Genomic DNA, 21,979 nt, shown 5'->3' on the forward strand with positions numbered 1-21,979 from the left:
CACGCGGATCTGCTCTGCATTAAGACCAACACAGAAATGGTCATCGGCCATATATTGACTATTTTGTTGTTAAAGTATATTAGTTAACCATTACATAATATGGATTTACGAATGGCTGTACGCATCAGGCTGCCAGGCGGCACACTGAAGGTGAAAATATACAGGGAGTTACGAGACCGTGAACGTGAACGGCGCGTGCCCGTCATGAAAATTGGCTCTTTGTACTTTGTCTGGTGGTCGAACAATCGTCGGTCAAACGGGGATTCTGAATCCGAGCGGCAGAAAATCTCACGGTGATCCTTGAGCTGGCTCTGCGTTCAGCCTCGCGAGAGGTCCCGCAAACGCTATGGCAGCGTTGGGGAATAGTGTAACTCCTCGCGCTACGCCCTTAGTCTTGGGAAAGGTCCGGTTGGAGCGAGGAGCCCGGCTACGGAAATCTCGCGCGTGACGAATAAATCCCTGGACACCTGAAGTCGATTTACCTCACTGTTCTCGTGGGGGGACTAATCGATGAAAACGAAAGCACTCATTGTCAGTGCAGCCCTGTTTATCAGCGGCTGCACTACAAATCCTACTGTTTCGGATGCTGATCTAACAGCATCGAACACGAGCAGCCTATGCCATGCACTGGCGAACAGTGCAGACGAACAATATCGAGCCCGAGTTGCGGCCCTTCTCGTACGACGAGGAGCAACGGCCGAGAAATGCATGAGGCTCATACAGACCGACAATGCGGTGGCGACTGGAATAGCGGTCGCGGGCGTAGCTGCTGCGGCCGGCGCCGCCGCCAACAATGGGTATGGCGGTGGCGGATATTATCGCCCACCGCCTCCCCCTGCATACGGGGTCGCCTGGGACCAATTCTACGGCCAGAACTATAGGCTCATCTGGCGGTGCCGAGACAGGGCCACGGGACGGTTCGTGGACGACTTCTATTGCAACGGCATGCCGATGATCGACACGGCCTGGCCAGGCTGGTCGGCGTAGTGGGCTATGCGCAGTCTCACTGCAAGGTCGCACGCCTCTGTGGTTCATCAACATGAGGGGTGCGTCGCATCGGGATGACCTCAGTGTGAATGTCCCATTTCACACTATCGGCCAATTCGAAGAAATTGTGACGTCTGCTTTTGGGAACCTGCATAACAGTCCGCAATGACCGACGTGAGGCGCATTGCGGTCCGGCAGCCTCGGGGCCGGTAGCGGTCAGTCTGGTTTCACGCATCCTACTGGCAAAAGCAGCCATTCAGCCCTCGCCATCAGGACCGTTGAGTGCCGAGCGTTGCCGGCTGGATATGACACTAAGTAGTCCTAGAAGAGTAGCCTCGCTCGCCGCCTGAACAGGCCAGCCCGTGCGGCTAGTCTAACGGGCGATGCCACACGCCGGCGAACAACCCTAGTCGTAGTCAAATAGCGATTGAGCCGGAACAGAGATGAAGGGCGGCGCGCGCGAGGCCTTTTTCGCTGGGCCCACAACGGGCCTAAAACGATTTGGGCCGATGGCGCTTTTTAGCAACTAACCCAATGTTGTGGCGGCACCGGAAGATGTACCGAAATCATTGACTTCATTATCTTTTTCGCGGGTCAAGATCAGGAATCTTCCCGTATCCTTGCGAGACATCGACGTGGCCTTCAGCAACTGCCCATGCTCGCCCATTGTCCACAACACGGTCACTCCCGCTTGTACGGTATGCCGAGGCGCGTCGGCTGGCCGGTCCGGAAGCGAACGCCCATGAGAAGCACGATCGACGCCAGGTAAGGCAGTGCCAGCAGCAACTGGTGCGGCACTTGTGCGCCGAGCACCTGTAGATGGGTGGCGAGCGATTCGAGAAAGGCGAAGGCTATCACCGCGATCAGCACCCCCTTGGGTTTCCAGTTCCCCGCGATCAGGGCCACGATGACGATCCAGCCGCGCCCGGCCGTGAAGTCGGCGAGAAAGCGGTCTGAAAAGCCGAGCATCAGGAAGCCGCCGCCGAGACCCGTGAGCGCGCTGCCGGTCATCACAGCAGCGAACTGGCGGGCGGTCACGCTCAGGCCTTTGACGTCTAGCGCCTTGGGGTTTTCGCCCAGGCAACGCAACTCGAGCCCGTAGCGGCTGCGATAGAGCAGGAACCACACCAGCGGCACGACAAACAGTGCGACGTAGGTCAGCGCGCGTTGCGAGAACAGGATCGGCCCGATCACCGGAATGTCGGAAAGCATCGGGATGGCGACGTCCTGGAAACCGGAAAATGTCGGCTGCGCCCGGCCCTGGATGTAGCTTTGGAACCAATAGAGCGTCAGCCCACCGGCGAGCAGGTTGAGCCCGAGGCCGGCGATGAAATGGTCGACGCGCAAGGTCGCAGTCATGAAGGCGATGATGGCGCCCATCAAGGCACCGGCAAGGATCGCCGCGAGAACCGCAAACCACAGCGAACCTGTCGTCGTTGCGGCGATGTAGGCGGCAAAGGCGCCTGTCAGCATCGTGCCTTCCACACCCATGTTCCAGATGCCGGCACGCTGCGTGATGAGCTCGCCCATCGCCGAAAACAACAGGGGCGTCATGGTGCGGATGGTGGCGGCAAGGATGCTGACGATGATTGCTTCCTGGAATAGCTGGCTCATTGGACGGCAACCCTCACCACGCGGTAACGCGCCAGCACCCCGGCGCAAAGGAAGAAAAACAGGGTTATGCCCTGGATGGCCGGCACGAGTGACGCCGGCACATCGCCAAGCACCCGCATGTAGACTGCGCCGCTCGCTAGCCCACCGAAGAACAGTCCTGCCATGACCGTGCCGAGCGGCCTGAGGCCGCCGATCATACCGACGATGATGCCGGTATATCCAAGGCCGACAAGGTTGTCGGCCCGCAGCCGATGCGCCACCCCAAACAACTCTGTCGCACCGGCAAGGGCAGCGAGACCACCGCTCGTCAACAGGATGATGGTGACGGTGCGGGCAATGTTGACGCCCTTGTGCCGCAGCGCCTCGGGATTGTAGCCGAGGCCGCGGATCTCATAACCAAGCGGTGTCCGCGACATCACCACTGCGCAAAGAGCCGCAGCGAGAAACGGCAACAGCACGCCTGCATGCAATCTGTTGCTACCGAACAGAGCCGGCAGAAAAGTCTCGTCCGGAAGCATCGGCGACTGCTGGTAGGAGATGGTGGTACCGTGCTCGCCCCACGGGCCGCCTTGCAGCAGCCAGGACAGCAGATAGATGACGAGGTAATTCAGCATCACCGTCGAGATGATCTCGCTGACGCCGAAGCGATTCCTCAACTGGGCGGCAAGCCAGCCGAGCCCCATGCCGGCCGCCATGCCGGACGCCAGCACACCCGGGAAAAATAGCAGCGGCGGCATGCCGGCCAGCAGTTGCCCGCCGAGGTAACCGCCCATGGCGCCGGCAAACACCTGGCCTTCCTGACCGATGCTCCAGAGCTGCGCCCTGAAGGCAATAACGGTGGCAAGCCCGGTCAGGATGATCGGCGTCGCCTTCACCAGCGTGGTGGCCATTGCTTTTGGCGACCCGACCGCGCCTTGCACGAGTGCCGCAAAGACCTGCCCGACATCGGCGCCGGTCGAGGCGAGCAGCAGGGCGGACACAGCAAGTCCAGCGGCAACGGCGATAGCGAAGGACGTGGCGGTCCATAGGCTGTCGCGCTCGGTTCTCGGTTCGAAACGGATCATTGGATTATCTCCTCCCGGCGTCCCGCCATCATGGCCCCCACCTCTGCGACGGTCGTGTTCCTGGGATCGACGATGCCCATGATCTCGCCCTTGAACATGACCGCGATGCGGTCGGCGAGGCCGAACAGGTCACTCAATTCCTCCGAGGCAAGGATGATGGCGAACCCGTCCGCGCGCTTCCTGAGCAGCTGCGCGTGCACATATTCGATGACGCCGACATCGAGACCGCGTGTCGGCTGGTTGGCGAGCATCAGACCGGATGCATGCAGGAATTCACGCGCGATGATAATCTTCTGCGCGTTACCTCCGGACAGCTTTCCGGCCGCGACCTTCTCGTCACGCGTGGCGATCTGGTACTCGACGATCATTTCTCGTGACAGCTTGGTGATGGCCTTGCTGTTTATCAGCGGGCCTCTGCGGTATTTCGGGCTGCGCTGCCAGCCCAGCACCAGGTTTTCCGCAACGTTGAATTCCGGGACCAGCCCCTCCCGGAAACGATCATCCGGGATATGTCCGACACCACGGTCCATTAGACAGCGGGGAGTGAGCCCGGCGATCTCCTCGTCCATCAGCCGGATCGAGCCACTCTGCGGTTTACGCACCCCGCACAGGACCTCGAACAGCTCCTTTTGCCCGTTGCCGGCAACGCCTGCGATACCAAGAATCTCGTGGCGTGCCACCGAAAAGGAAACATCCTTCAATACTGCCTCGCCCCAGTGTCCAAGCGCGATCAGTCCCTTGACGGCGACCACCGTCTCGCCCGGTTGCAGCTCCGGCTTCATGATCGTGAACGAGACATCGCGGCCGACCATCAGCCGGGCGAGCTCGTCCGGAGACGTTTCGACAGTGTTGAGTGTCGCCACGACCTTGCCCTTGCGCAGCACCGTGACCCGGTTGGACTGCATGACCTCGATCAGCTTGTGGGTGATGAGGATTATCGACAGGCCCCGTGCGCACATCTTGCCCATGATATCGAACAGGATGCGCGACTCCGCCGGCGTCAACACCGCCGTCGGCTCATCGAGAATGAGGATCTCGGCGCCAAGGTAGAGCGCCTTCAATATCTCCACCCATTGCTGGCGGCCAACCGGCAATTCCCACACATAGGCATCGAAATCGATGTCGATGCCGTAACCATCGCAGATGGCCTTGAGCTTTTGCCTTGCCTCGGCTGCGTTGAGCCGCCAGCCCGAGCGCTGGGTGCCGACAATGATGTTCTCGAGCACGGTGAATTCCGGCACCAGCACGAAATGCTGGTGCACCATGCCGATGCCGTGGCGGATCGCGTCGATCGGCGAGGCGATCTGAACAGGCTGGTCACGGACAAATATCTGCCCCTTGTCTGGGCGATAGAAGCCGAAGATGCACGATGAGAGAGTTGACTTCCCAGCTCCATTTTCGCCAAAAAGGCAGTGGATCTCCCCGGGACGGAGATCGAAGTCGACATCGTCGTTGGCGGCAACGCCAGCGAAACGCTTGGTCAAGCCTTCGACACGCAAGGCAGTGGACATGGCAAGTTCCGAAGGGCTGGAGGCGGAAGCAGCGGCCACGACGGCCTCAGCGGCACGTCGCGGCCGAATGGTCTCTTGAAGGATCAATGCGCCTTTGGATCCGACACGTCGACCGGAACCTCGAAAGTACCCGCCATGATCTTGGCCTTCAGTGCTTCGACATCAGCGCGGACGTTGTCCGGCAGCTTGGCCTCGAGTTCGCCATAGGGCGCCATGGCCGAGCCACCATCCTTCATCGAGAACCATTGCTTGTCGGTGTTGCCGGCATAGGGCTTGCCCTCGGCCTTGTGGGCCCACCATGCATCGATGACGTGTTCCACGTCGGGATCCCACAGGGCGACCGTGCTTGACAGTACCGTCGAGGGCGAAAACGACTGCTGATCCTGGAAGTTGCCGAAGCAAAGGATCTTGGCTTCCTCACACGGCTTGAAGTTGCCGGTCAGCTGGAAGATCAAATCGGCGCCGGTGGCGATCTGGGCAGAGGTGTATTCGGCGGCCTTGGCCGGATCATACCAGGATTCGATGAAGGCGACGGTTCGCTCGACCTTGGGATTTGCCGCCTTGGCGCCGGCGAAAAAGGCGTTGATCTCATCATTCACGTCATCCGCCGGGTACGTGCCGACGACGCCAAGCTTGTTCGACTTCGTCATCTTGCCAGCGATGGTACCAAGCAGATAGGCTGGCTCATTCACACGCTTGTAGACCCAGTACTGGTTGCCGCCGAGGCCTTCATTGCCGGAGCCGACGACGACGAACAAGATGTTGGGAAACTCGTCCTTGAGCTTCTTCACCTGGTCCGAATAGGTGCTGTGAGCCCAGATGATGTCATACTGACCGCTCTCGGCGAACAGCCGCATTGCGTCTCCGGCATCGTCTCCCCATAACGGGTCAGTGTACTTCCAGGTGATGTCGAGACCATGCGGCTTCTTGGCTTTCACTCGTTCCAGCGCCTGGATAAGCGTGCCGTCCCAGCCGCTTTCAATTCCGGCGGACAGGATCACCGCGACACGGAGTTTGTCGGGTTCGGTGGCCCTTGCCAGTCCTGGACCGATAGCGATGAGAGCGACGACGAGCGCGGACAGTGCCGCCACTCTTCTGACGAAGATCATAAACATAGGTTTCTACCTTTCCTCTGGGGTTATTTTGGGTTGCATCCCATTCTTTTTTGTTTTGTCTTCCGGTCCGCCTCTCCCAGGCGGCATTTGATCTCAGCTATTCGTCGAAGCATCCTCCGATCTGGCCAGCAGCCTGTCTATCTCCGCCGACCATGCGGCGCGCCAGTCGCGCTTGGTTGAATCATCAAGCCATGCCGCATCGAGAGAATTGAGCGCGAGCTCCGCAAGTGTCCTGCGATCGAGCGACATGGTCTCGGCAAGCAGCCGGTATTCCCTGGCAAGGTCCGTCTGCAGCATCGGCGGGTCGTCAGTGTCGACCACCAGCTTGAGCCCTGCGTCCAGCATGGCCCGGATAGGATGATCGGCGGCCGTCAGATCCCGCCAATGGGTCAGGATCACCGTCGAACTCGGGCAGACGGTGAAGGCGACGCCTTCGTCGATGCATCGCTTGACCAGAGCGGCGTCCTCCATCACCCGATAGCCGTGGTCGATGCGTTCAACCGAGAGCAGGTCGAGTGCGTCTTCCACGTTAGCGGCGGGACCGCCCTCGCCTGCATGCGCGGTCAATCGCATGCCTGCCTTTTTTGCCCGATCGTAAATGGGTTTGAAGGGCGCTGGCGGAAATGGTTCCTCGTCATAGTCGAGCCCGATGCCGATCACCTTGTCGGAGCGGAACGGCAGCACCAGATCGAGGAATTCGAAGGCGCGGTCGATTGCGAGTTCGCGGTTGATGGCCGGGATGAGCCGCGACACCAGCCCAAAATCGCTTTCGGCATCGTCCATGGCCTTCAGGATGCCTGAAAACATGGTCTGGTAGCCGATGCCCACGTCCTGGTGCACCTGCGGGCTGAAGAAGAACTCGACATAGCGCCCACCGGCATTGGCTACATGGGCGAGCGCTTCATAGGTGATCAGATGGAAATCGTCTGAACTGACGACGGAACGCGCCACGAGATCGTAAATCTGCAGGAAGTCGACGAGATTGTCGTAACGGTAGAGCTCTTCGGCCTCGCCGAATTGCGGCAAAGCGATCCCGTTCTTCTTCGCCAGCTTGAGAAATGTTTCGGCCTTCACGGCGCCAGCCAGATGCAGGTGCAACTCGGCCTTTGGCAGCGCCCGTGTGAATACTTCCAGCGTCATTGGCGTTCCCTCCTACAAATCCAACACCAGCTCATCGGTCAATGCGCGCGAGCAACAGGGTGTCATCCGGTCGGCGTGCTGCTTGTCTGTGAGCACGAGATCGCGATGATCCGGCACACCTGAGATCACGCGTGTCACGCAGGTGCCGCAGATACCTTGCTCGCAGGACACCTGGATCTCGACGCCGTTTTCGCCGAGCACGTCGACAATGCTACGCCCCGGCGCGACCTCAAAACTGCGACCGTCGCTGGAAAGAGTCACGAGGAACGATCTGTCTTTGCTCGCCAGAATCCGCCCGGCATTTGCGAAATACTCACGATGGACCGCTTCCGGTGGCCAAGCATTGCTTGCGGCGGCAATCACGGCATCGAGAAAGCCGGCCGGCCCGCAGGCATAGAGATGTGCGCCCGGTCGGCGGCGCGAGAGCAGTGCCGGCAGATCCAGCTTCTGCTCCGCCGGCCCGTCATCGAGATGGAAGTGCACCTTCCCGGTAAAGGCCGAAGCCAGCATCTCATCGCGAAAAGCCATGCGGGACATGCCGCGTGCGCAATAGTGAAAGGCAAAGTCGCGCCCTAGCGCCGATAGCCGATGCGCCATCGACAGGATCGGCGTGATGCCGATGCCGCCGGCGAGCAGTACCGAGAACGGCGCTTGTTCCTCCAGTTCAAAGGCATTGCGCGGCTGGCTGGTTTCGAGCGTGACGCCAACTTTCAGCCTGTCGTGCATGTAGGCCGAGCCGCCACGTCCGGCGGCCTCGCGGAGCACGCCGATGCAGTAGCGGTGGCGCTCGATCGGATCGTTGCGCAGCGAGTATTGCCGCGTCATGCCGCCCGGTAGGTAGAGATCGATATGCGATCCAGCCGTGAAGGCGGGTAGCTCACTGCTGTCCGCGGCGGCCAGTTCGAAGGCCACGATGCCTTCCGCGCAGTCCTGCCTGCCAACGACACGAAGGCGCAGACGCGCATCGGCCTCAAGCGGCGGCATCGTCCTGCGGTTTTCCAGCAGGCCCAAGGTCATGCCTCCTGTTGAAACGGGTGCTGATGCAGATCGGACGGTCATGACTTCAATCCGATATCTCCAATTGCGGTGCTCATCGCAATCAACTCGCGATCGGCGCGCCGAGGCCAAATCGCTTGACCAGTCCACGGCGGTATTCGAGTGACATGCGATCCGACGGCACATGGATTTCCTGGCTGAGGTCGAGCGGCAGCTCTTCCGGGTGCTGCTCTTCGACCATCGGCTTGTCCTCGTCGTTGATGAGAAGCGCATCATTGATCCAATAATCCTCGTCGGGATTGCCGGTCGTGTCGGTCATCAGTTGGAAGATGCGTGTCTCGCGCGCCGAGACAGGGCACACCGTATCGGCGAAATAGACGACATAGCCCGCGCCCTGCGGCGCGATCTTGATGATGGTCGAGAACGGATAGGTGAGCTCGTAGGTGTAGACCACATCGCGTTCGTCGCCCTCGACACCGTCGTCGAAACGGTTGAAGCCCTCGTGATAGGGCAGCTCGAAGCGCAAGCCATAGTCGGTCTGCTCGACCTCGTATGGCGGGATCGGGTCGGCCGTGCTGCCGCCGAAACTCTTTGTGTGCACCCAAGGGAAATGAGCCACGTCGTTGAAGTTTTCGACATGCCGGCTGGCCGCAGCGTACCAGGTGCCGCTCGGCACATAAACCTTTCTGAAATCAGGATTTGAGATGCCCTCCCAATCCGGCAGCTGCCATATCGGATCGTTCTTGAGACAAGCCCAGACGATGCCGTAGCGCTCGACAGAGGCGTAGGTCTCGAGTTTCAGCTTCGGCGGGATTCGCCCTTCCGAATTGGCTATCGACGGTATCTTCGAGCAGGCGCCGGCATGGTTGAAATGCAGGCCGTGCATCGGGCAAACGATCTGATCGTCTGTCATCCAGCCGGCACTGATGCGGGTGCCGCGATGCGGGCACAGGTCACGGGCAACGGTGATGCCGGCCGACGTCTTGTAGATCACCAGATCGACATCGAGCAGCCTCGCCCGGATAGGTTTGTCGGCAATGTCGTGGACAAAAGCGACGGGATGCCAGAACGAAGCAAGGATATGCCAGTCGCTTGCCGTAAATGTGCAGCCGCGCGGCAGGTCGTCCTTGGTCTTGGAATGGTCGGCTGGCAGAAACACACGCTTCCTCCTTGGGACGAGTCTCGCTGGCTTGTCCGAGTAGAAGCGCCACGACCTCGATCGAACTGCGAAAGTATCCCGCAACCGCCATTTTCCCGGAATGCCTGCCGTGGCCGAAAATATATCTGTAATTAAGATCGCTCTCGTCGAGCCTTGAAGCGCTGGTTAGCCGTGTTACAAAGATGCTAGGTGGCGAGCAGGATCTGGCCATGCACGCATTCATTGACAGCGGTCGCGGATTCATATTCGGCGAGGCGATATATCCGGCGGGAGGCGTCTATGGCCCTCTCAAGGAACGCTATGTCACCTTGCTGATCATCCACGAAGGCAAGGCACGAGTTTTCTGCGACGACGACGAAACGGTGATGGGACCACGCAGCTGCGGTTTCTTCCGCAATGAGCGCAATCTGTTCATCGAATATGCCGAGGGTCGCAACACCCGTGTCAGTTGGTGCGAAGGATATGCCGGCGATTTGCCGGAAGCGCTGGCGTTGCGTCTGCGTTCGCTGTCGCCTCGTATCCCGCTGTCGCAAAGGGTCGAGGCGATGCAGCGTCTGGGTGTCGAGCTCGGCGCCGGCTCGGGTTCCAATCTCAACATGCTGCGCAACGCGCTCGGTATCGCCGACCAGATCGGCACGCCCTTCGAGATCTATAACCGCCCCGCCACGCGCTTCGTGGCGCAATTCGTCGGCACGCTGAACCTGATCGACGCCTCGGTGCTCGATGCCGCCACCGGCAGGATCAGGGTAGGCGAAGTACCTGTCGCGCTCAACCGGGCGCTGCCGGGTGGTGGCAGCGGCAAGGTAAGTCTTGCCCTGCGGCCGGAGACGGTGGCGCTCGGCCGGCGGGACGGACACGGCGTCGTCCTCGCGGGCCGCATCGCCGGAGTCCATTTCCTGGGCTCCGTCATTCGCGTGCGGGTGTCGGTGGGCGAGCATGTCGTGTCGCTAGACACGTTCAACCGCCCGGACGCGCCGCCGCCCGAGGTGGGCTCGCCTGTCGAGATCAGCGTGTCCGAGCGCGATCTGCTGGTGCTGGCCGCATAGAGCGGGAGGTTCCGCGCCGGATGCGGGACGTTCAGCCCCGCAGCAATTCCAGCGCGGCGCGGTGTAAATCCCGGTTGGCCGCCATCAGCACGGTTTCGAAGCTCTGCCTGTCGCCGAGCGGCCGTCCGTTCCAGTCGGTAACGACACCACCCGCCCCCAGCACGATCGGCATCTGGGGCATGATGTCATAGTCGAACACATTGCTTTCCAACAGCAGGTCCACTCCGCCAAGGGCCAACAGGCCGGCGGCATAGCCGTCATGCGACATGCGCGTGAAACGCACTTTGGAAGCCAGCGCCGCAAAGCGCTTGCGGCGATCCTCGTCGAACTGCTCCAGCGCGGACGTGTAGACGATGGCCTGCTCGATACCGCGGGTTTCGCTGGTGCGGACTGGCTTGCCGTTCAGCACCGTCGCTGCCCCTCTTTGCCCTAGCCACCGTTCGCAGGTGATCGGCTGGTCGATGATGCCGAGCACAGGCACGCCGCGGTGCAGCAGCGCGATCTGGGTGACGAAAGCCAGCGAGCCTGAAATGAAGGACTTCGTGCCGTCGATCGGATCGAGCACCCAAACCCATTCTGCCTGCGCCTGATGCGCGCCGAACTCCTCGCCGCGAATGCCGTGGTCGGGAAAGGCCCCAGCGATCATCCGCCGCATCGCGGCTTCGGCCTCCCGGTCGGCTATCGTCACCGGACTGGAATCCGCCTTGGAATCGACCGCCAGCCGTTGACGAAAATACGGACGGACGATGTCGCGCACGGCGTCCGCCATGCCGTTCGCCAGTTCGAGGAAATCCCGAGGACAATCCAGTTCAGCCATTGTGTCCATCCGATTGGTTGCGGCGACGCGCTTCCGCCGCGATTTCATGGAGCATCGATTTGATCGTGCGCACCTGGGCCGCCGCTGCCGCCGCCTCCTGCTTCAGCCTCTCGTGGAGGTTCGACGAGCCGATTTCGGTGAAGCTCGGAGTCCGGGCCGCTATGAACGGATCCGGCCCTTGCCCTGGCCAGCGCAAGGCCGGGGCGAAATAACCCTCCTCCTCCTCCAGCCCGAACGCGAGAACCTGTGCTTCGTCCTGGCCCAGCAGGAGCAACTCGACCAGCATGGCGTGCATCGGCAGATGTCCATGCCCCGAAGCGCAGGCCAGATGCGCCCAGCCGTCCCCATCCGCCTGGATCAGGCAGTCCTTCACATGGACTTCCATGATATGTGGCGCCTGGCACGCAAGCGCCGTCAGCGGCCGCTCATAGGCGTTGACCATATTGGCGAAGTCGAACAGCAGGCCGAGGTTCGGATTCGCAACCTCGTTCACAATCCGTACAAGCTCATCGGATCTGAGGTCTTCGTGCTGCTCGAGCGTGACGCGCAGCTTGCCGTCGGGATCGTACCGCCGCAACCGGCGCAGGTCGTCGATCGTCCACGAAATTATCTGCGAGATGCGCCCCTCGTAGAGAGGATAGCAGCGAAGCGAACTGGCGCCGACGGCCAGCGCCCTCGCAACAGCATCCGACAAGCCGTCGGGAGATGTCGTGCTCGTTTCGACATGGATTTCGAGGCCAAGTTTCCGCACCTGTTCACCGAAAGTGCAAAGGTCATCCCGAGACATGGCGTTCAGGCTGGCTTCCTCGCCGTCGCCGACATGAATCTTGAGGCCGGCAAGCCCATGACGGTGCGCGAATTCCGCCAGTTCGAATGGCTTTATGCCGCCGAAGCGCAAGTTGAGATGAAAGGCATAGGCGTGGGCGAACAGCGGCGCTGCTTCCGCCCGCCCGGCAAGGCGCCGGCGGACGTCCGCCGGCAGATTCTCGATCCTGCGGCGCCAATCGTCGCCGATCACCGGGATGGCGGGCGTTCCGTTCACGACGGCTGCTCCGCGCTCGACCGGTCATTCGCGACCACGCGCAATCGCCGAGCCTCCTCAGCGAAATATGCCTTGGCAAGAAGCGGCGGCGGAATGCGGCAACACGGCGCGCAGCGAGTCGGCTTGTAGGGCATGTGAACATTCCGAAATTTTGGTCAGCCTGGATTCTGCCAAGAAAATGGAATGCTTCCGATGGCCACTTATAACGTTTTCACAATACCACTTCTATCCCTGCGGGACGCTGTCCGGAGAGTGCGAATGGCGCCGTTTCCGCCCGATCGACGATTCGCCTTTCAACCGTGCATATGTGCTCCAGATGTATTGCAGGAGAACGAAACTGCTGCCGGCTTCGGCCGGCGATCCCTCGTCGTGCTCGCTGGGGTCGTCGCCGCAAGCCTGCCCAGCCACCACATGGCCGATGCCTCGAATGATCATCTTTTCCTCCGCCGCAAAAGCTATCGCCGGATCCGGCGCACCGGTTCACCGCTGCGCTGCGTGACCCCGACGCCCGGCGCCACGCCGACGGCTGCATTGGAGGCGGCCAGCAGCGGCTTGCCGCGCACGATGTCGGAGGCGCGCTCGGCCAGCATGATGGTGGGCGCGTTGAGATTGGCATTCGGCTCGGACGGGAAGACTGAACTGTCGATCACGCGCAGAGCCTCAATGCCACGCACCTTGAGGTTGCTGTCCACCACGGCCATGGCGTCCTCGCCCATACGGCAGGAGCCGCAGGGGTGGTAAGTGCTCTCCATCGTCTCGCGCACCCAGGCGTCGATCTCGTCATTCGTCCTGACATCGGCGCCCGGCGCCATCTCGTCGCCGCGGAAGCGGTCGAATGCAGGCTGAGCGATGATCTCGCGGGTCAGCCTGAGGCAGCGACGGAAACCTTCGCGGTCTTCCTCGCGGGAGAGGTAGTTGAACAGGATGTCCGGCTGCTCATGGGCCTCCGGCGAGCGCAGCCGCACATGGCCGCGGCTCTTGGGCTTGTTCGGACCCGTCAGCACCATGAAGCCATGACCCTTAAGCGGCTTCTTGCCGTCGTAGCGCATCGCGGCGGGCAGGAAATGGAACTGGATATCGGGCCATTCGAGCGATGCGTCGGAGCGGATGAAGCCACCGCTTTCGAAATGGTTCGACACCGACAGGCCCTTCTTGAACAGGATCCATTCGGCGCCGATCAGGAAACGGCTCCACGGACCCATCTTGCCGTTCAGCGTGATTGGCTCCTTGCAGGCGTACTGGATATAGACTTCCGAATGGTCCTGAAGATTCTCACCGACACCCGAAAGATCATGAAGGACCGGCACGCCCGCTTCTCGCAGCACCGCCGCCGGGCCGATGCCGGATCGCTGCAGGAGGTGCGGCGAACCGATCGGTCCCGACGATATCAGCACCTCGCGGGTCGCGTTGACGACATGCCTCGCACCGCCCCGCTCGTATTCGACGCCGACGGCACGCTTGCCGTCGAGGAGGACGCGGCGGGTCATCGCATGGGTGATGACGGTCAGGTTCGGTCGCCCCATGGCCGGCTTGAGGTAGGCGTTGGCGGTCGACCAGCGCACGCCGTCCTTGACGGTCATGTGCATCGCGCCGAAGCCTTCCTGCATGTGGCCGTTCGGATCGTCGGTGGCGATATAGCCCGCCTCGCGGCCGGCACCGACGAAGGCCCGGTAGAGCGGGTTCTTCATCCTGTTACCGGCGTTGGTGGCGAGCGGGCCAGCTTCTCCGCGATAGGAATTGCCGCCATCCTGCCAGCTCTCGGCCCGCTGGAAATAAGGCAGGCAGTTGGCGTAGCCCCAGCCGCGCGCGCCGCGTTCGGCCCATTCGTCGAAATCGCGGGCATGGCCGCGCATATAGACCAGACCGTTGATCGAAGAGGAGCCGCCGAGCACCTTCCCGCGCGGGCAATGCACGCGCCGGCCGTCCAAGCCGGGCTCCGGTAGGGTCATGTATTTCCAGTTGTATTTCGTGCCGTTCATCGGGATCGACAACGCCGTCGGCATCTGGATGAAGATCGACTTGTCGCTGCCGCCGAACTCCAGCACCAGAACGCTCACAGAGGGGTCCTCGGACAAGCGGTTCGCCAGCACGCAGCCAGCGGAGCCAGCGCCGATGATGATGTAGTCGAAAGTGGCATCCATGGCGATTTCCCTAGCTTCTCGGGCTTGGAGCATTCCGCCATGTTCGCGCGGAAGGGCTCTAGCTCATTGTTTTTATGTATTTTTTAAACACATCTCCGGACGTAAGTCGGCCCCTGCGGCATATCAGGAGCGGTACGGGTCGGAACCTGAAGGCGCAGCGGCTCGGCCTTCGGCTTTTAGTCCGCGCCGGCGGCCGCGAGAGCCTTGTGAACTTCGTGATGCAGGTTCTTCTGGATTCGCCGCTTGAGGTCGATGAAATCCTGTGTCGTTACCAAATCGTATTGACGTGGCCGAGGCAGATCGACCTGAACCGTATCGATGATGCGGCCGGGTCTGGCCGACATCACATAGACGACGTCGCCAAGAAAAATCGCTTCGTCGATGTCGTGCGTCACGAAAAGGACGGTCTTCTGATGCCGTTCCCAGATGTCGATCAATAGTTCCTGCATCACCGCTCTGGTCTGGCTATCCAATGCCCCGAATGGCTCGTCCATCAACAGCACTTCCGGATCATTCGCCAACGCGCGGGCGATCGCGACCCTCTGCTTCATGCCGCCCGAAAGATGGCTGGGATAGGCATTCTCGAATCCCCTCAAGCCGACCGCATGCACGAAATGGCGTGCCCGCTCGGCCCGCTCGCGCATGGCGACGTTGCGCAGCGCAAGGCCGAATTCGACATTCTTCTGAACCGATAGCCAAGGAAACAACGAGTAGTTCTGGAAGACCATTCCCCGATCCCGGCCAGGACCGAATACTGTCTTGCTATTGACCTTGCATTCCCCGCTCGATGCCTCTTTCAATCCAGCCACCAGATCGAGCAGGCTCGACTTGCCGCAGCCCGATGGTCCGACGATGACGGCGAACTGTTTGTCCGGGATGCGCATATGGAGATTGCTGAGAGCGACGACTTGGCTGGAATGCCGCGTCCCAAATCGCAGACTTACATTTTCAATGTCGAGAGCACCCATTGCACCGCCTCCTCAGCGTTGCTCTGCCCAAGGCAGGCATACGATCTTGATCCATTTGAAAATCTGGTCGGTCGCCAACCCAAGCATGCCGATGACCAGGATGCCGACGAAGATGTACTCGGCGTGCAGGCCGCGCATCGCCTGCATGCTCATGTAGCCAAGGCCGGAGCTCGAAGCGACGAGTTCCGCGATCACAAGATAAGTCCAAGCCCATCCCATGGTGACGCGCAGCGTGTCCATGACCCCAGGCATGGTCGCCGGCAGCAACATTCTGGTAACGACTTGCCATCTGGTCGCGCCCAACGTGTAGGAGGCGTTGAACAATTCGGCGGGAACCCGGGCGGAAACATCGGAAATCATGACAATCTGCTGGAAGAACGTGCCGATAAAAATGACGGCGACTTTTTCTTCGAAGCCAATGCCGATCCACAGGATCAGCAATGGGATCATGGACGTCACCGGCAGATAGCGCATGAAGTTCACGATTGGCTCCAGCGCCGCGGACACGACGCGGAAGCTGCCCATCAATATCCCGAGCGGAACCGCCACGATCGAGGACAGGAGGAAGCCGACATTGATGACGAGCAGGCTGGCCCAGGTGTTCCTGAGCAGGGACCCGTCAAGCAGCGAATGCCAGAACGCCATGACCACTCGGTGCGGAGCCGGCAGGAACAGCGGATCCGTCAGCCCGCCATAGGTCGCGATGCACCAACCAAGCAGGATGCCGCCGCTCACCATCGCGCCGGCGCCCAGGGTGATGCCGCGCGAAATGGACCGGCGCGGCGTCAGTATTCGGTTCACGAGCAGTGCCGCGCCGGTCATCGGATCAGCCTCCAACGAAACCGTAGTCGATCAGGTCGTCCGGCTTGATCTTGGCCTGGATCCGCCCTTTCTCCGACCAGATATCCAGCGCATAGCCGAGGGTCTTGGAGATTTGTCCGGGCGCGGCGGAAGACCCGAAGAACGTCTGATTTGCGCTCTTGTCGAGATACTCGATTCCCGCCAATGTCTGCTTGAATACCACCGGATCGGCAAGCCAGCCGCCGACACCGCTTGCCATGATCTGGTTTGCTTCGTCCGGATTGGTCTTGATGAATTCGAGCGCCCGATACCAAGCCCGGACAAAAGCCTTGAGATCCGCCTGGTGTGTGGCTGCCGTTTCAGGCGTGACCGCAACCACGTCCGTGATCAGTCCCGGCTTGTCGGCGCTCGACAGCAACAGATGACCATTTGCCGAGTTGGCGCCTTGGCTGAGCGCGGGCTCCCACGTCACGGCCGCGTCGACCTGCCCGGCCACGAACGCGACGCCGGCATCGGTGGCTGTCATGTTGACGACCTCGACGTCATTTTCCGACATGCCGGCCTGCTTCAGGATCGCATTGAAGAAGAACTGCGAAACCGAGCCCGTCTCGAAGGCAACTTTTTTGCCCTTGAGATCCGTTATGGACTTGATGTCCTTACGGGCGACGATGCCGTCTCCGCCCTTGGAATTGTCGACGGCCATGATGTAACGCAGCGTCTTGCCGGGCGGCATGTAGATTGGAAATTCGTCCACCGTCGAGGCGACGAGATCGACCTGCCCGGCTTGCAGGGCGCCCATCTTCGCGGGCGTATCTTCCATGACGGTCAGATCGACATCGACGCCCTCGTCCTTGAAGAAGCCCTTGTCGCGCGCGATGTAGAACGGCCCGTAGCCGACCCATGTCGAATGCGCGAGCTTGAGCGTTCCCGCCTCGGCAGGCAAAGCCATGCCCAACGCCAATCCAATGGCCGCAAAACCAATCACTTTGTTCAGCATGTTAGTCTCCCATTCAGAGCCTTCTTGTCCCAAACATCACGCCGGAGCTCCGGATAAGGCGTGACGCTTCCTCATCTTCCACGGTCGGGTATCGCCTCGAAACCGAGACAGTGCCCGCTATCGAACTCTCACCGGCTCGGCGTAGTAGGGCAGCCGGTCGACGCGCGGTGCCCATGTGCCGTCGGCCACCACCTTCAGGACGTGCGCGGCAATTTCCTCCATCGGTGCGAACCACACGTCGCCGCGAGCCAGCACGTTTTCGAGGAAACGGTGAACGACCTCCCAGCGCGCGAGCCGTCCGGTTGCGAAGGGATGCACGACCGGAAACCATAGTCCGCCATGCCGATAGGCTGCTTCGAACTCCTGCGCGAAAGTGAGGAAGCCCTGCTCCGGAGCACGGATCGGCATCATGTAGTCGAGGTCCATCGACTGCACATATTGCGGCCAGTCGTCGAGGCCCCAGTGCGACGGCAGTTCCACCAGCCTGCCGGCGTCGCATTCGAGCAGATAGGGAATGTCGTCGCCCATCAGCGAGGCGTCATAGGCAAAGCCGCGAGCGGCCAGCAGATCGGCGGACCGGTGCGAAAAATTGTAGAGCGGCGCACGCCAGCCGCGCGGCCGCTTGCCGCTGACCCTCTCGATGACCTCGATGCCGCGATCGAGCCAGTGGGCCTCTTCTTCATCCGACAGTTCGCGCGGATGCTCGTGCAGGAAGCCGTGATGGGCAAGCTCGTGGCCGCCTTCGAGGATGGCTTCGATCGCCTGCGGATATTGCTCGATGCACCACGCCGGCACGAAAAAGGTCTGCTTCAAGTCAAGTTGCCGGTAGCTTTCCACAATGCGCGGGACGGCCACCTTCGGCCCGTATTGCAGCATGGAGATCGCCGATACGCGCGAATGTCCGTCCTGCGGATGCGCGATATGCACGAGGCTGTCGGCATCCATGTCGAAGGTGATGCATGCAGCGCATTTCGCGCCGCTCGGCCACGGAATCCGATTGCGGATCATGGCATGATGCTCCCGCCATTGACGCTGATGCCCTGTCCGGTGAAGTAGCGGCCGCCGTCGCCGGCGAGGAAGATGGTAAGCTCGGCCACTTCCTCCGGCTTGCCGAATCGGGCAAGCGGTATGGAGAGTTCCCGCGCGCGCCATTCGGCGCTCATATTGTCCGCGCCCAGCATTTCGGTGTCGATCGGGCCGGGGCAGATCGCATTGACCAGGATGCGCGGCGCGAACTCTTTGGCCCAGGAGCGCACCAGCCCCAACACCCCATGCTTGGAGGCGACATAGGGCGAGAAGGTCTCGCGCCCGTAGTAGGCCATGTCGGAAGCGATCATGACGGCGCGCGCCGGCACCTGCTCGCTACCGTCCATCAGGCCGATCGCCATCTTGCCGACAAGGAAAGAGCCGCGCAGGTTGACGGCGATCACCCGGTCGAAATCGGCCACGGGCGTTTCGAGAAGCGGCGCTTCGTGGATAATGCCGGCACAATGGACCAGGACGTCAAGACCGCCAAAGGCGCCCCTGACAGATTGCCCCAGCGCGAAGACGGCGGCCTCGTCGGAGACGTCGCAGGCGAGCGCCAGAACCTCGGCCGCGCCCGCCTCGCGAGCCGCATGTCCGGCCCCCTCGGGCGAGCGGATGTCTGCCATGGCAACGTGTGCACCCGTTTTGGCGAAGGCCAGGGCGCAGGCAGCGCCGATGCCGCGATAGGCTCCGGTGACGAGGACGCGCCGCGTCATGCCATCACCTCCCCACGGTCCAGCATCAGCGCCTGTCCGGTCATGTCCTTGGCGCCGTCGGAGGCGAGGAAGAGATAGGGCGCAGCCAGATCCTCCGGTTCGAGCAGCCCGGGCAGCACCTGCGCGCCGACGATCTCGGCCAACAGGTCGTCCTCGCCGCGGCCTGTGCGCAGCGACATGTTCTTCAAGGACAGCATCGCCGCCTCGGTCCGTACCCAGCCGGGGCATACCGCATTGACGCGGATGCCCTTGGTCCCAAGTTCCTTGGCCATCACGCGGGTGAAGCCGAGATTGGCGTGCTTGGAGGTGATGTATGCCGAGAACTCCGGCACAGCGACGCGGCTCCAGATCGAGGCGGTGACGACGATGCGGCCGCCTTCGCGCATGTGCGGCACGGCATTGCGGGTCACGTAAAACGTGCCGTTGGTGTTGATGTCCGTGATGCGCCGGAACGTCTCCTCGACGCACTCGTCCGGATCGAGCAGCGGCGTGATCCGCTCCAGGCCGGCATTGTTCACCAGTACGTCGATGCGTCCGAGACCGGCCAGCGCGGATTTGACCGCCGCCGCGTCGGTAATGTCGCATTCGATCGCCCGCACCGGACGCCCGGCTTTGGCAGCGATCTCGCGCGCGGCGTCATGGATGCCCTTGCCCGAGGACAGCACAGTCACATCGGCGCCAGCCAGCGCGAACGCTTCCGCCACGGCGCGGCCGATGCCGCGGCTTGCACCGGTCACCAGCACGCTCTCTCCGGAAAAATCGTAGCGGACGTGGCCCACCGATCAGCCCTTCCTCGCGTGCATGACGCGGCCGATAAGGTTCATCAGCACTTGCGCGGCAAGGATCGAGGTCGAGCCGGAATGGTCGTAGTCGGGAGCGACTTCGACCAGATCTATGCCGACGACGGTGCCGCGCTTCACGAGTGCGGCGAGAATTTCCAACACCTCGTAGTAGATGAAGCCGCCATGGGACGGCGTGCCGGTTCCGGGCGCGATGGAGGGATCGAACCCGTCGATGTCGATGGTGACGTAGTAGCGCGCGCCGGCGGGCACGCGCTCGACAACCGCGTCGATCCCCAACGCTCGGATCTGGCGCACCGACAAGATGTCGGAGCCCATCTCGCGGGCATCCTCGTAGCCTTCCTTCGCCGTTGAGGAGACGTTGCGGATGCCGAGTTGCGAAAGGCCGCTGACATAGGGCTTTTCCGCCGCGCGCCGCATCGGATTGCCGTGCCCGTAACGCACACCATGCCGCTCGTCGACGTAGTCGAGATGCGCATCGATTTGGACGATGTGGATCGGTCCGTTCTTGGCGCAATCGTCCGAGAAGGCGTTGATGCAAGGTATATTGATGGAGTGGTCGCCGCCCAGGACCACCGGCAGCGCGCCGGCCGCGAGTATCTTGCGCACCGCGAACTCGATGTTCGCGTGGCTCTTCATCGTGTCGGTGTGGACGATGTCGGCATCGCCGATGTCGACGATCCTGACCTCGTCGGCCGGCAGATACGTCGCGTCATCCTCATGGTCGTAGGCGCCGCCATGGCCGAAGGAAAACAGCGTGGAGGCTTCGCGGATCGCCCGCGGTCCGAAACGGGTGCCGGCGCGCCATTGCGTGCCGCAGTCGAACGGCGCTCCGACGACAGCCACGTCGGCGTCGATCGCCTCCCAATCGGGCTGGTACGGATACTTGCCGAACGTGCAGATGCCGACGAACGGCAAGTTCAGTCGGCCGGAATCGTAGGAATTGCTCGACATGCGTACCCCTCTTTCGTGACGAAGGAGTAGGTCCGACAATGCTACTTCGATAAATTCCTATGATCGGATGTTTAGTTGTGCATTATTCGATGTATGCGCAACCGCCCCCGCCAACGCGTGCTCAATCTGTCGCTCGGCGATGTCGAGTTGCGGCTGCTGCGCGTGTTCGCGGCGATCGTCCACCACAACGGGTTTTCCGCCGCGCAGGCTGCCCTCGGCATGACGCAGCAGACGATTTCGACCCATATGCGCCATCTCGAGGAACGGCTGGGATTGCGGCTTTGCGAAAGGGGGCGCAGCGGCTTCCTGCTGACGGAGGAAGGACGGCAGGTCCATGCCGCGACGCTCGATCTGCTTGGATCTATCGAGCAGTTCCTGGGCCGCCTGGGCGAGGCTCAGGGCGAATTGTCGGGCAGCCTCAAATTCGGCACAGTAGATGCGATGATGACCAATCGCGCCCTCAACCTTCAGGGCGCGATTGGCGAATTCCATAGGCTGGCGCCGCGCGTCCGCTTGGAAATCGACGTCGCCGCGCCACAGGTGCTGTATCAGGGATTGCTCGACGGCGCCTATCAGATCGTTCTCATGCCATGGATGAGCAGCCTCCCCTCCCATTTCCGGGCGCAGACGATCTTTTCCGAGGTGCAGAAGCTCTATTGTGCCAAAGGTCATCCGCTGTTCGACATACCCGACGAGCGGATCACGGATGCGCGCCTCAAAGCACAACCCTTCGCCGGACGAACATACATGACCGACCAGACGATCTGCGGCGTCACCTTTCCCTGGTCGGCCGCCACGCCGCACATGGAGGGTACGCTGCTCCTCCTGCTGTCGGGCGTCTATATCGGCTTCCTGCCGGACCATTATGCGGAAGAGTCGGTGCGCAAGGGTCATCTGCGCGTGCTTGCGCCAGAGCGCATGACCTTCGAGGACCCCTTTCACATTGCCTATCCGCGCGAGCGCCCTTCACGCGCGGCCGAAGCGCTGGCGCGAGCAATCGTTGCCGGAGTCCGATAGATTGGGGATGAGAGGGCTGGCTTAGCACGAGAGCCGCCGTCTACGTACGCTTGACATCAAGAACTTCT

21 protein-coding genes are annotated in these 21,979 nt (G+C 61.6%); 3 read left to right on the plus strand and 18 right to left on the minus strand.

Going from position 1 to position 21,979, the window contains the following annotated elements:
* The first annotated feature begins 708 nt into the window (after positions 1-708).
* Entirely contained in the window at positions 709-987 is a 279-nt protein-coding gene (locus ABVQ20_RS18170) for a hypothetical protein (protein ID WP_354460880.1), read from the plus strand.
* A gap of 681 nt (positions 988-1,668) precedes the next feature.
* On the opposite strand, the gene ABVQ20_RS18175 is transcribed toward ABVQ20_RS18170, so the two are convergent.
* The 7 genes from ABVQ20_RS18175 to ABVQ20_RS18205 all read right to left on the minus strand — a co-directional run bounded on the left by ABVQ20_RS18175 (position 1,669) and on the right by ABVQ20_RS18205 (position 9,586).
* Positions 1,669-2,601 (minus strand): ABC transporter permease, encoded by a 933-nt coding sequence (locus ABVQ20_RS18175; RefSeq protein WP_354460881.1) that lies wholly within the window; start codon positions 2,599-2,601, stop codon positions 1,669-1,671.
* Positions 2,598-3,665 carry an ABC transporter permease gene (locus tag ABVQ20_RS18180; protein WP_354460882.1) on the minus strand — a complete coding sequence of 356 codons (1,068 nt, stop codon included), beginning with the start codon at positions 3,663-3,665 and terminating at the stop codon, positions 2,598-2,600. The genes ABVQ20_RS18175 and ABVQ20_RS18180 overlap by 4 nt, the downstream gene beginning before the upstream one ends.
* Complete coding sequence (locus tag ABVQ20_RS18185) at positions 3,662-5,176, minus strand: ABC transporter ATP-binding protein (RefSeq protein ID WP_354460883.1); 1,515 nt, start codon at positions 5,174-5,176, stop codon at positions 3,662-3,664. Before ABVQ20_RS18185 ends, ABVQ20_RS18180 begins: the two co-directional genes overlap by 4 nt.
* An 83-nt stretch (positions 5,177-5,259) precedes the next feature.
* Complete coding sequence (locus tag ABVQ20_RS18190) at positions 5,260-6,291, minus strand: BMP family lipoprotein (RefSeq protein ID WP_354460884.1); 1,032 nt, start codon at positions 6,289-6,291, stop codon at positions 5,260-5,262.
* Positions 6,292-6,384: 93 nt separating this feature from the next.
* Positions 6,385-7,431, minus strand: coding sequence for an adenosine deaminase (add, locus tag ABVQ20_RS18195; RefSeq protein WP_354460885.1), 1,047 nt, complete (start codon positions 7,429-7,431; stop codon positions 6,385-6,387).
* A 12-nt stretch (positions 7,432-7,443) separates the two neighbouring features.
* Positions 7,444-8,343, minus strand: a complete 900-nt coding sequence (locus ABVQ20_RS18200) for a PDR/VanB family oxidoreductase (protein ID WP_354460886.1) — start codon at positions 8,341-8,343, stop codon at positions 7,444-7,446.
* 187 nt (positions 8,344-8,530) lie between these two features.
* The gene (locus ABVQ20_RS18205; RefSeq protein ID WP_354460887.1) at positions 8,531-9,586 is read right to left on the minus strand and encodes an aromatic ring-hydroxylating oxygenase subunit alpha; all 1,056 of its coding nucleotides are present in this window, start codon (positions 9,584-9,586) and stop codon (positions 8,531-8,533) included.
* 209 nt (positions 9,587-9,795) lie between these two features.
* On the opposite strand from ABVQ20_RS18205, the gene ABVQ20_RS18210 reads away from it, so the two are divergent.
* On the plus strand, positions 9,796-10,632 hold the full coding sequence (locus tag ABVQ20_RS18210; RefSeq protein ID WP_354460888.1) for a TOBE domain-containing protein: 837 nt from the start codon (positions 9,796-9,798) through the stop codon (positions 10,630-10,632).
* Positions 10,633-10,663: 31 nt separating this feature from the next.
* Here the strand turns inward: ABVQ20_RS18210 and ABVQ20_RS18215 are convergent, their stop codons facing one another.
* From ABVQ20_RS18215 to speB, 11 genes are all read right to left on the minus strand, one after another.
* Positions 10,664-11,449 (minus strand): inositol monophosphatase family protein, encoded by a 786-nt coding sequence (locus ABVQ20_RS18215; RefSeq protein WP_354460889.1) that lies wholly within the window; start codon positions 11,447-11,449, stop codon positions 10,664-10,666.
* Positions 11,442-12,491, minus strand: a complete 1,050-nt coding sequence (locus ABVQ20_RS18220) for a sugar phosphate isomerase/epimerase family protein (protein WP_354460890.1) — start codon at positions 12,489-12,491, stop codon at positions 11,442-11,444. Before ABVQ20_RS18220 ends, ABVQ20_RS18215 begins: the two co-directional genes overlap by 8 nt.
* 225 nt (positions 12,492-12,716) lie before the next feature.
* Entirely contained in the window at positions 12,717-12,926 is a 210-nt protein-coding gene (locus ABVQ20_RS18225; RefSeq protein WP_354460891.1) for a hypothetical protein, read from the minus strand.
* Positions 12,927-12,946: 20 nt separating this feature from the next.
* Positions 12,947-14,632, minus strand: a complete 1,686-nt coding sequence (gene betA, locus ABVQ20_RS18230) for a choline dehydrogenase (RefSeq protein ID WP_354460892.1) — start codon at positions 14,630-14,632, stop codon at positions 12,947-12,949.
* Between the two features lie 176 nt (positions 14,633-14,808).
* On the minus strand, positions 14,809-15,600 hold the full coding sequence (locus ABVQ20_RS18235; protein WP_354460893.1) for an ABC transporter ATP-binding protein: 792 nt from the start codon (positions 15,598-15,600) through the stop codon (positions 14,809-14,811).
* A gap of 12 nt (positions 15,601-15,612) precedes the next feature.
* Positions 15,613-16,422, minus strand: coding sequence for an ABC transporter permease (locus tag ABVQ20_RS18240; RefSeq protein WP_354460894.1), 810 nt, complete (start codon positions 16,420-16,422; stop codon positions 15,613-15,615).
* Between the two features lie 4 nt (positions 16,423-16,426).
* Positions 16,427-17,398, minus strand: a complete 972-nt coding sequence (locus ABVQ20_RS18245; protein ID WP_354460895.1) for an ABC transporter substrate-binding protein — start codon at positions 17,396-17,398, stop codon at positions 16,427-16,429.
* A gap of 117 nt (positions 17,399-17,515) precedes the next feature.
* On the minus strand, positions 17,516-18,406 hold the full coding sequence (locus ABVQ20_RS18250; protein ID WP_354460896.1) for a polysaccharide deacetylase family protein: 891 nt from the start codon (positions 18,404-18,406) through the stop codon (positions 17,516-17,518).
* Positions 18,403-19,140, minus strand: coding sequence for an SDR family NAD(P)-dependent oxidoreductase (locus ABVQ20_RS18255; RefSeq protein ID WP_354460897.1), 738 nt, complete (start codon positions 19,138-19,140; stop codon positions 18,403-18,405). Before ABVQ20_RS18255 ends, ABVQ20_RS18250 begins: the two co-directional genes overlap by 4 nt.
* Positions 19,137-19,919: an SDR family NAD(P)-dependent oxidoreductase gene (locus tag ABVQ20_RS18260; RefSeq protein ID WP_354460898.1), complete on the minus strand. Its 783-nt coding sequence runs from the start codon at positions 19,917-19,919 to the stop codon at positions 19,137-19,139. Before ABVQ20_RS18260 ends, ABVQ20_RS18255 begins: the two co-directional genes overlap by 4 nt.
* Before the next feature lie 3 nt (positions 19,920-19,922).
* Positions 19,923-20,894 carry an agmatinase gene (gene speB, locus ABVQ20_RS18265; RefSeq protein WP_354460899.1) on the minus strand — a complete coding sequence of 324 codons (972 nt, stop codon included), beginning with the start codon at positions 20,892-20,894 and terminating at the stop codon, positions 19,923-19,925.
* Between the two features lie 93 nt (positions 20,895-20,987).
* Between speB and ABVQ20_RS18270 the strand changes: the two genes are divergently transcribed.
* Positions 20,988-21,911 (plus strand): LysR family transcriptional regulator, encoded by a 924-nt coding sequence (locus ABVQ20_RS18270; protein ID WP_354460900.1) that lies wholly within the window; start codon positions 20,988-20,990, stop codon positions 21,909-21,911.
* Positions 21,912-21,979: the final 68 nt, after the last annotated feature.

The organism is Mesorhizobium shangrilense (genome assembly GCF_040537815.1).
Taxonomy (GTDB): Bacteria; Pseudomonadota; Alphaproteobacteria; order Rhizobiales; family Rhizobiaceae; genus Mesorhizobium; species Mesorhizobium shangrilense.

Excerpts from the sequence above, each read along its gene's own strand:
- ABVQ20_RS18170 (WP_354460880.1), top strand. The coding sequence starts at position 709 with ATGAGGCTCATACAGACCGACAATGCGGTGGCGACTGGAATAGCGGTC.
- ABVQ20_RS18175 (WP_354460881.1), bottom strand. The coding sequence starts at position 2,601 with ATGAGCCAGCTATTCCAGGAAGCAATCATCGTCAGCATCCTTGCCGCC.
- ABVQ20_RS18180 (WP_354460882.1), bottom strand. The coding sequence starts at position 3,665 with ATGATCCGTTTCGAACCGAGAACCGAGCGCGACAGCCTATGGACCGCC.
- ABVQ20_RS18185 (WP_354460883.1), bottom strand. The coding sequence starts at position 5,176 with ATGTCCACTGCCTTGCGTGTCGAAGGCTTGACCAAGCGTTTCGCTGGC.
- ABVQ20_RS18190 (WP_354460884.1), bottom strand. The coding sequence starts at position 6,291 with ATGTTTATGATCTTCGTCAGAAGAGTGGCGGCACTGTCCGCGCTCGTC.
- add (WP_354460885.1), bottom strand. The coding sequence starts at position 7,431 with ATGACGCTGGAAGTATTCACACGGGCGCTGCCAAAGGCCGAGTTGCAC.
- ABVQ20_RS18210 (WP_354460888.1), top strand. The coding sequence starts at position 9,796 with ATGCACGCATTCATTGACAGCGGTCGCGGATTCATATTCGGCGAGGCG.
- ABVQ20_RS18215 (WP_354460889.1), bottom strand. The coding sequence starts at position 11,449 with ATGGCTGAACTGGATTGTCCTCGGGATTTCCTCGAACTGGCGAACGGC.
- ABVQ20_RS18225 (WP_354460891.1), bottom strand. The coding sequence starts at position 12,926 with ATGATCATTCGAGGCATCGGCCATGTGGTGGCTGGGCAGGCTTGCGGC.
- betA (WP_354460892.1), bottom strand. The coding sequence starts at position 14,632 with ATGGATGCCACTTTCGACTACATCATCATCGGCGCTGGCTCCGCTGGC.
- ABVQ20_RS18235 (WP_354460893.1), bottom strand. The coding sequence starts at position 15,600 with ATGGGTGCTCTCGACATTGAAAATGTAAGTCTGCGATTTGGGACGCGG.
- ABVQ20_RS18240 (WP_354460894.1), bottom strand. The coding sequence starts at position 16,422 with ATGACCGGCGCGGCACTGCTCGTGAACCGAATACTGACGCCGCGCCGG.
- ABVQ20_RS18245 (WP_354460895.1), bottom strand. The coding sequence starts at position 17,398 with ATGCTGAACAAAGTGATTGGTTTTGCGGCCATTGGATTGGCGTTGGGC.
- ABVQ20_RS18250 (WP_354460896.1), bottom strand. The coding sequence starts at position 18,406 with ATGATCCGCAATCGGATTCCGTGGCCGAGCGGCGCGAAATGCGCTGCA.
- ABVQ20_RS18255 (WP_354460897.1), bottom strand. The coding sequence starts at position 19,140 with ATGACGCGGCGCGTCCTCGTCACCGGAGCCTATCGCGGCATCGGCGCT.
- speB (WP_354460899.1), bottom strand. The coding sequence starts at position 20,894 with ATGTCGAGCAATTCCTACGATTCCGGCCGACTGAACTTGCCGTTCGTC.
- ABVQ20_RS18270 (WP_354460900.1), top strand. The coding sequence starts at position 20,988 with ATGCGCAACCGCCCCCGCCAACGCGTGCTCAATCTGTCGCTCGGCGAT.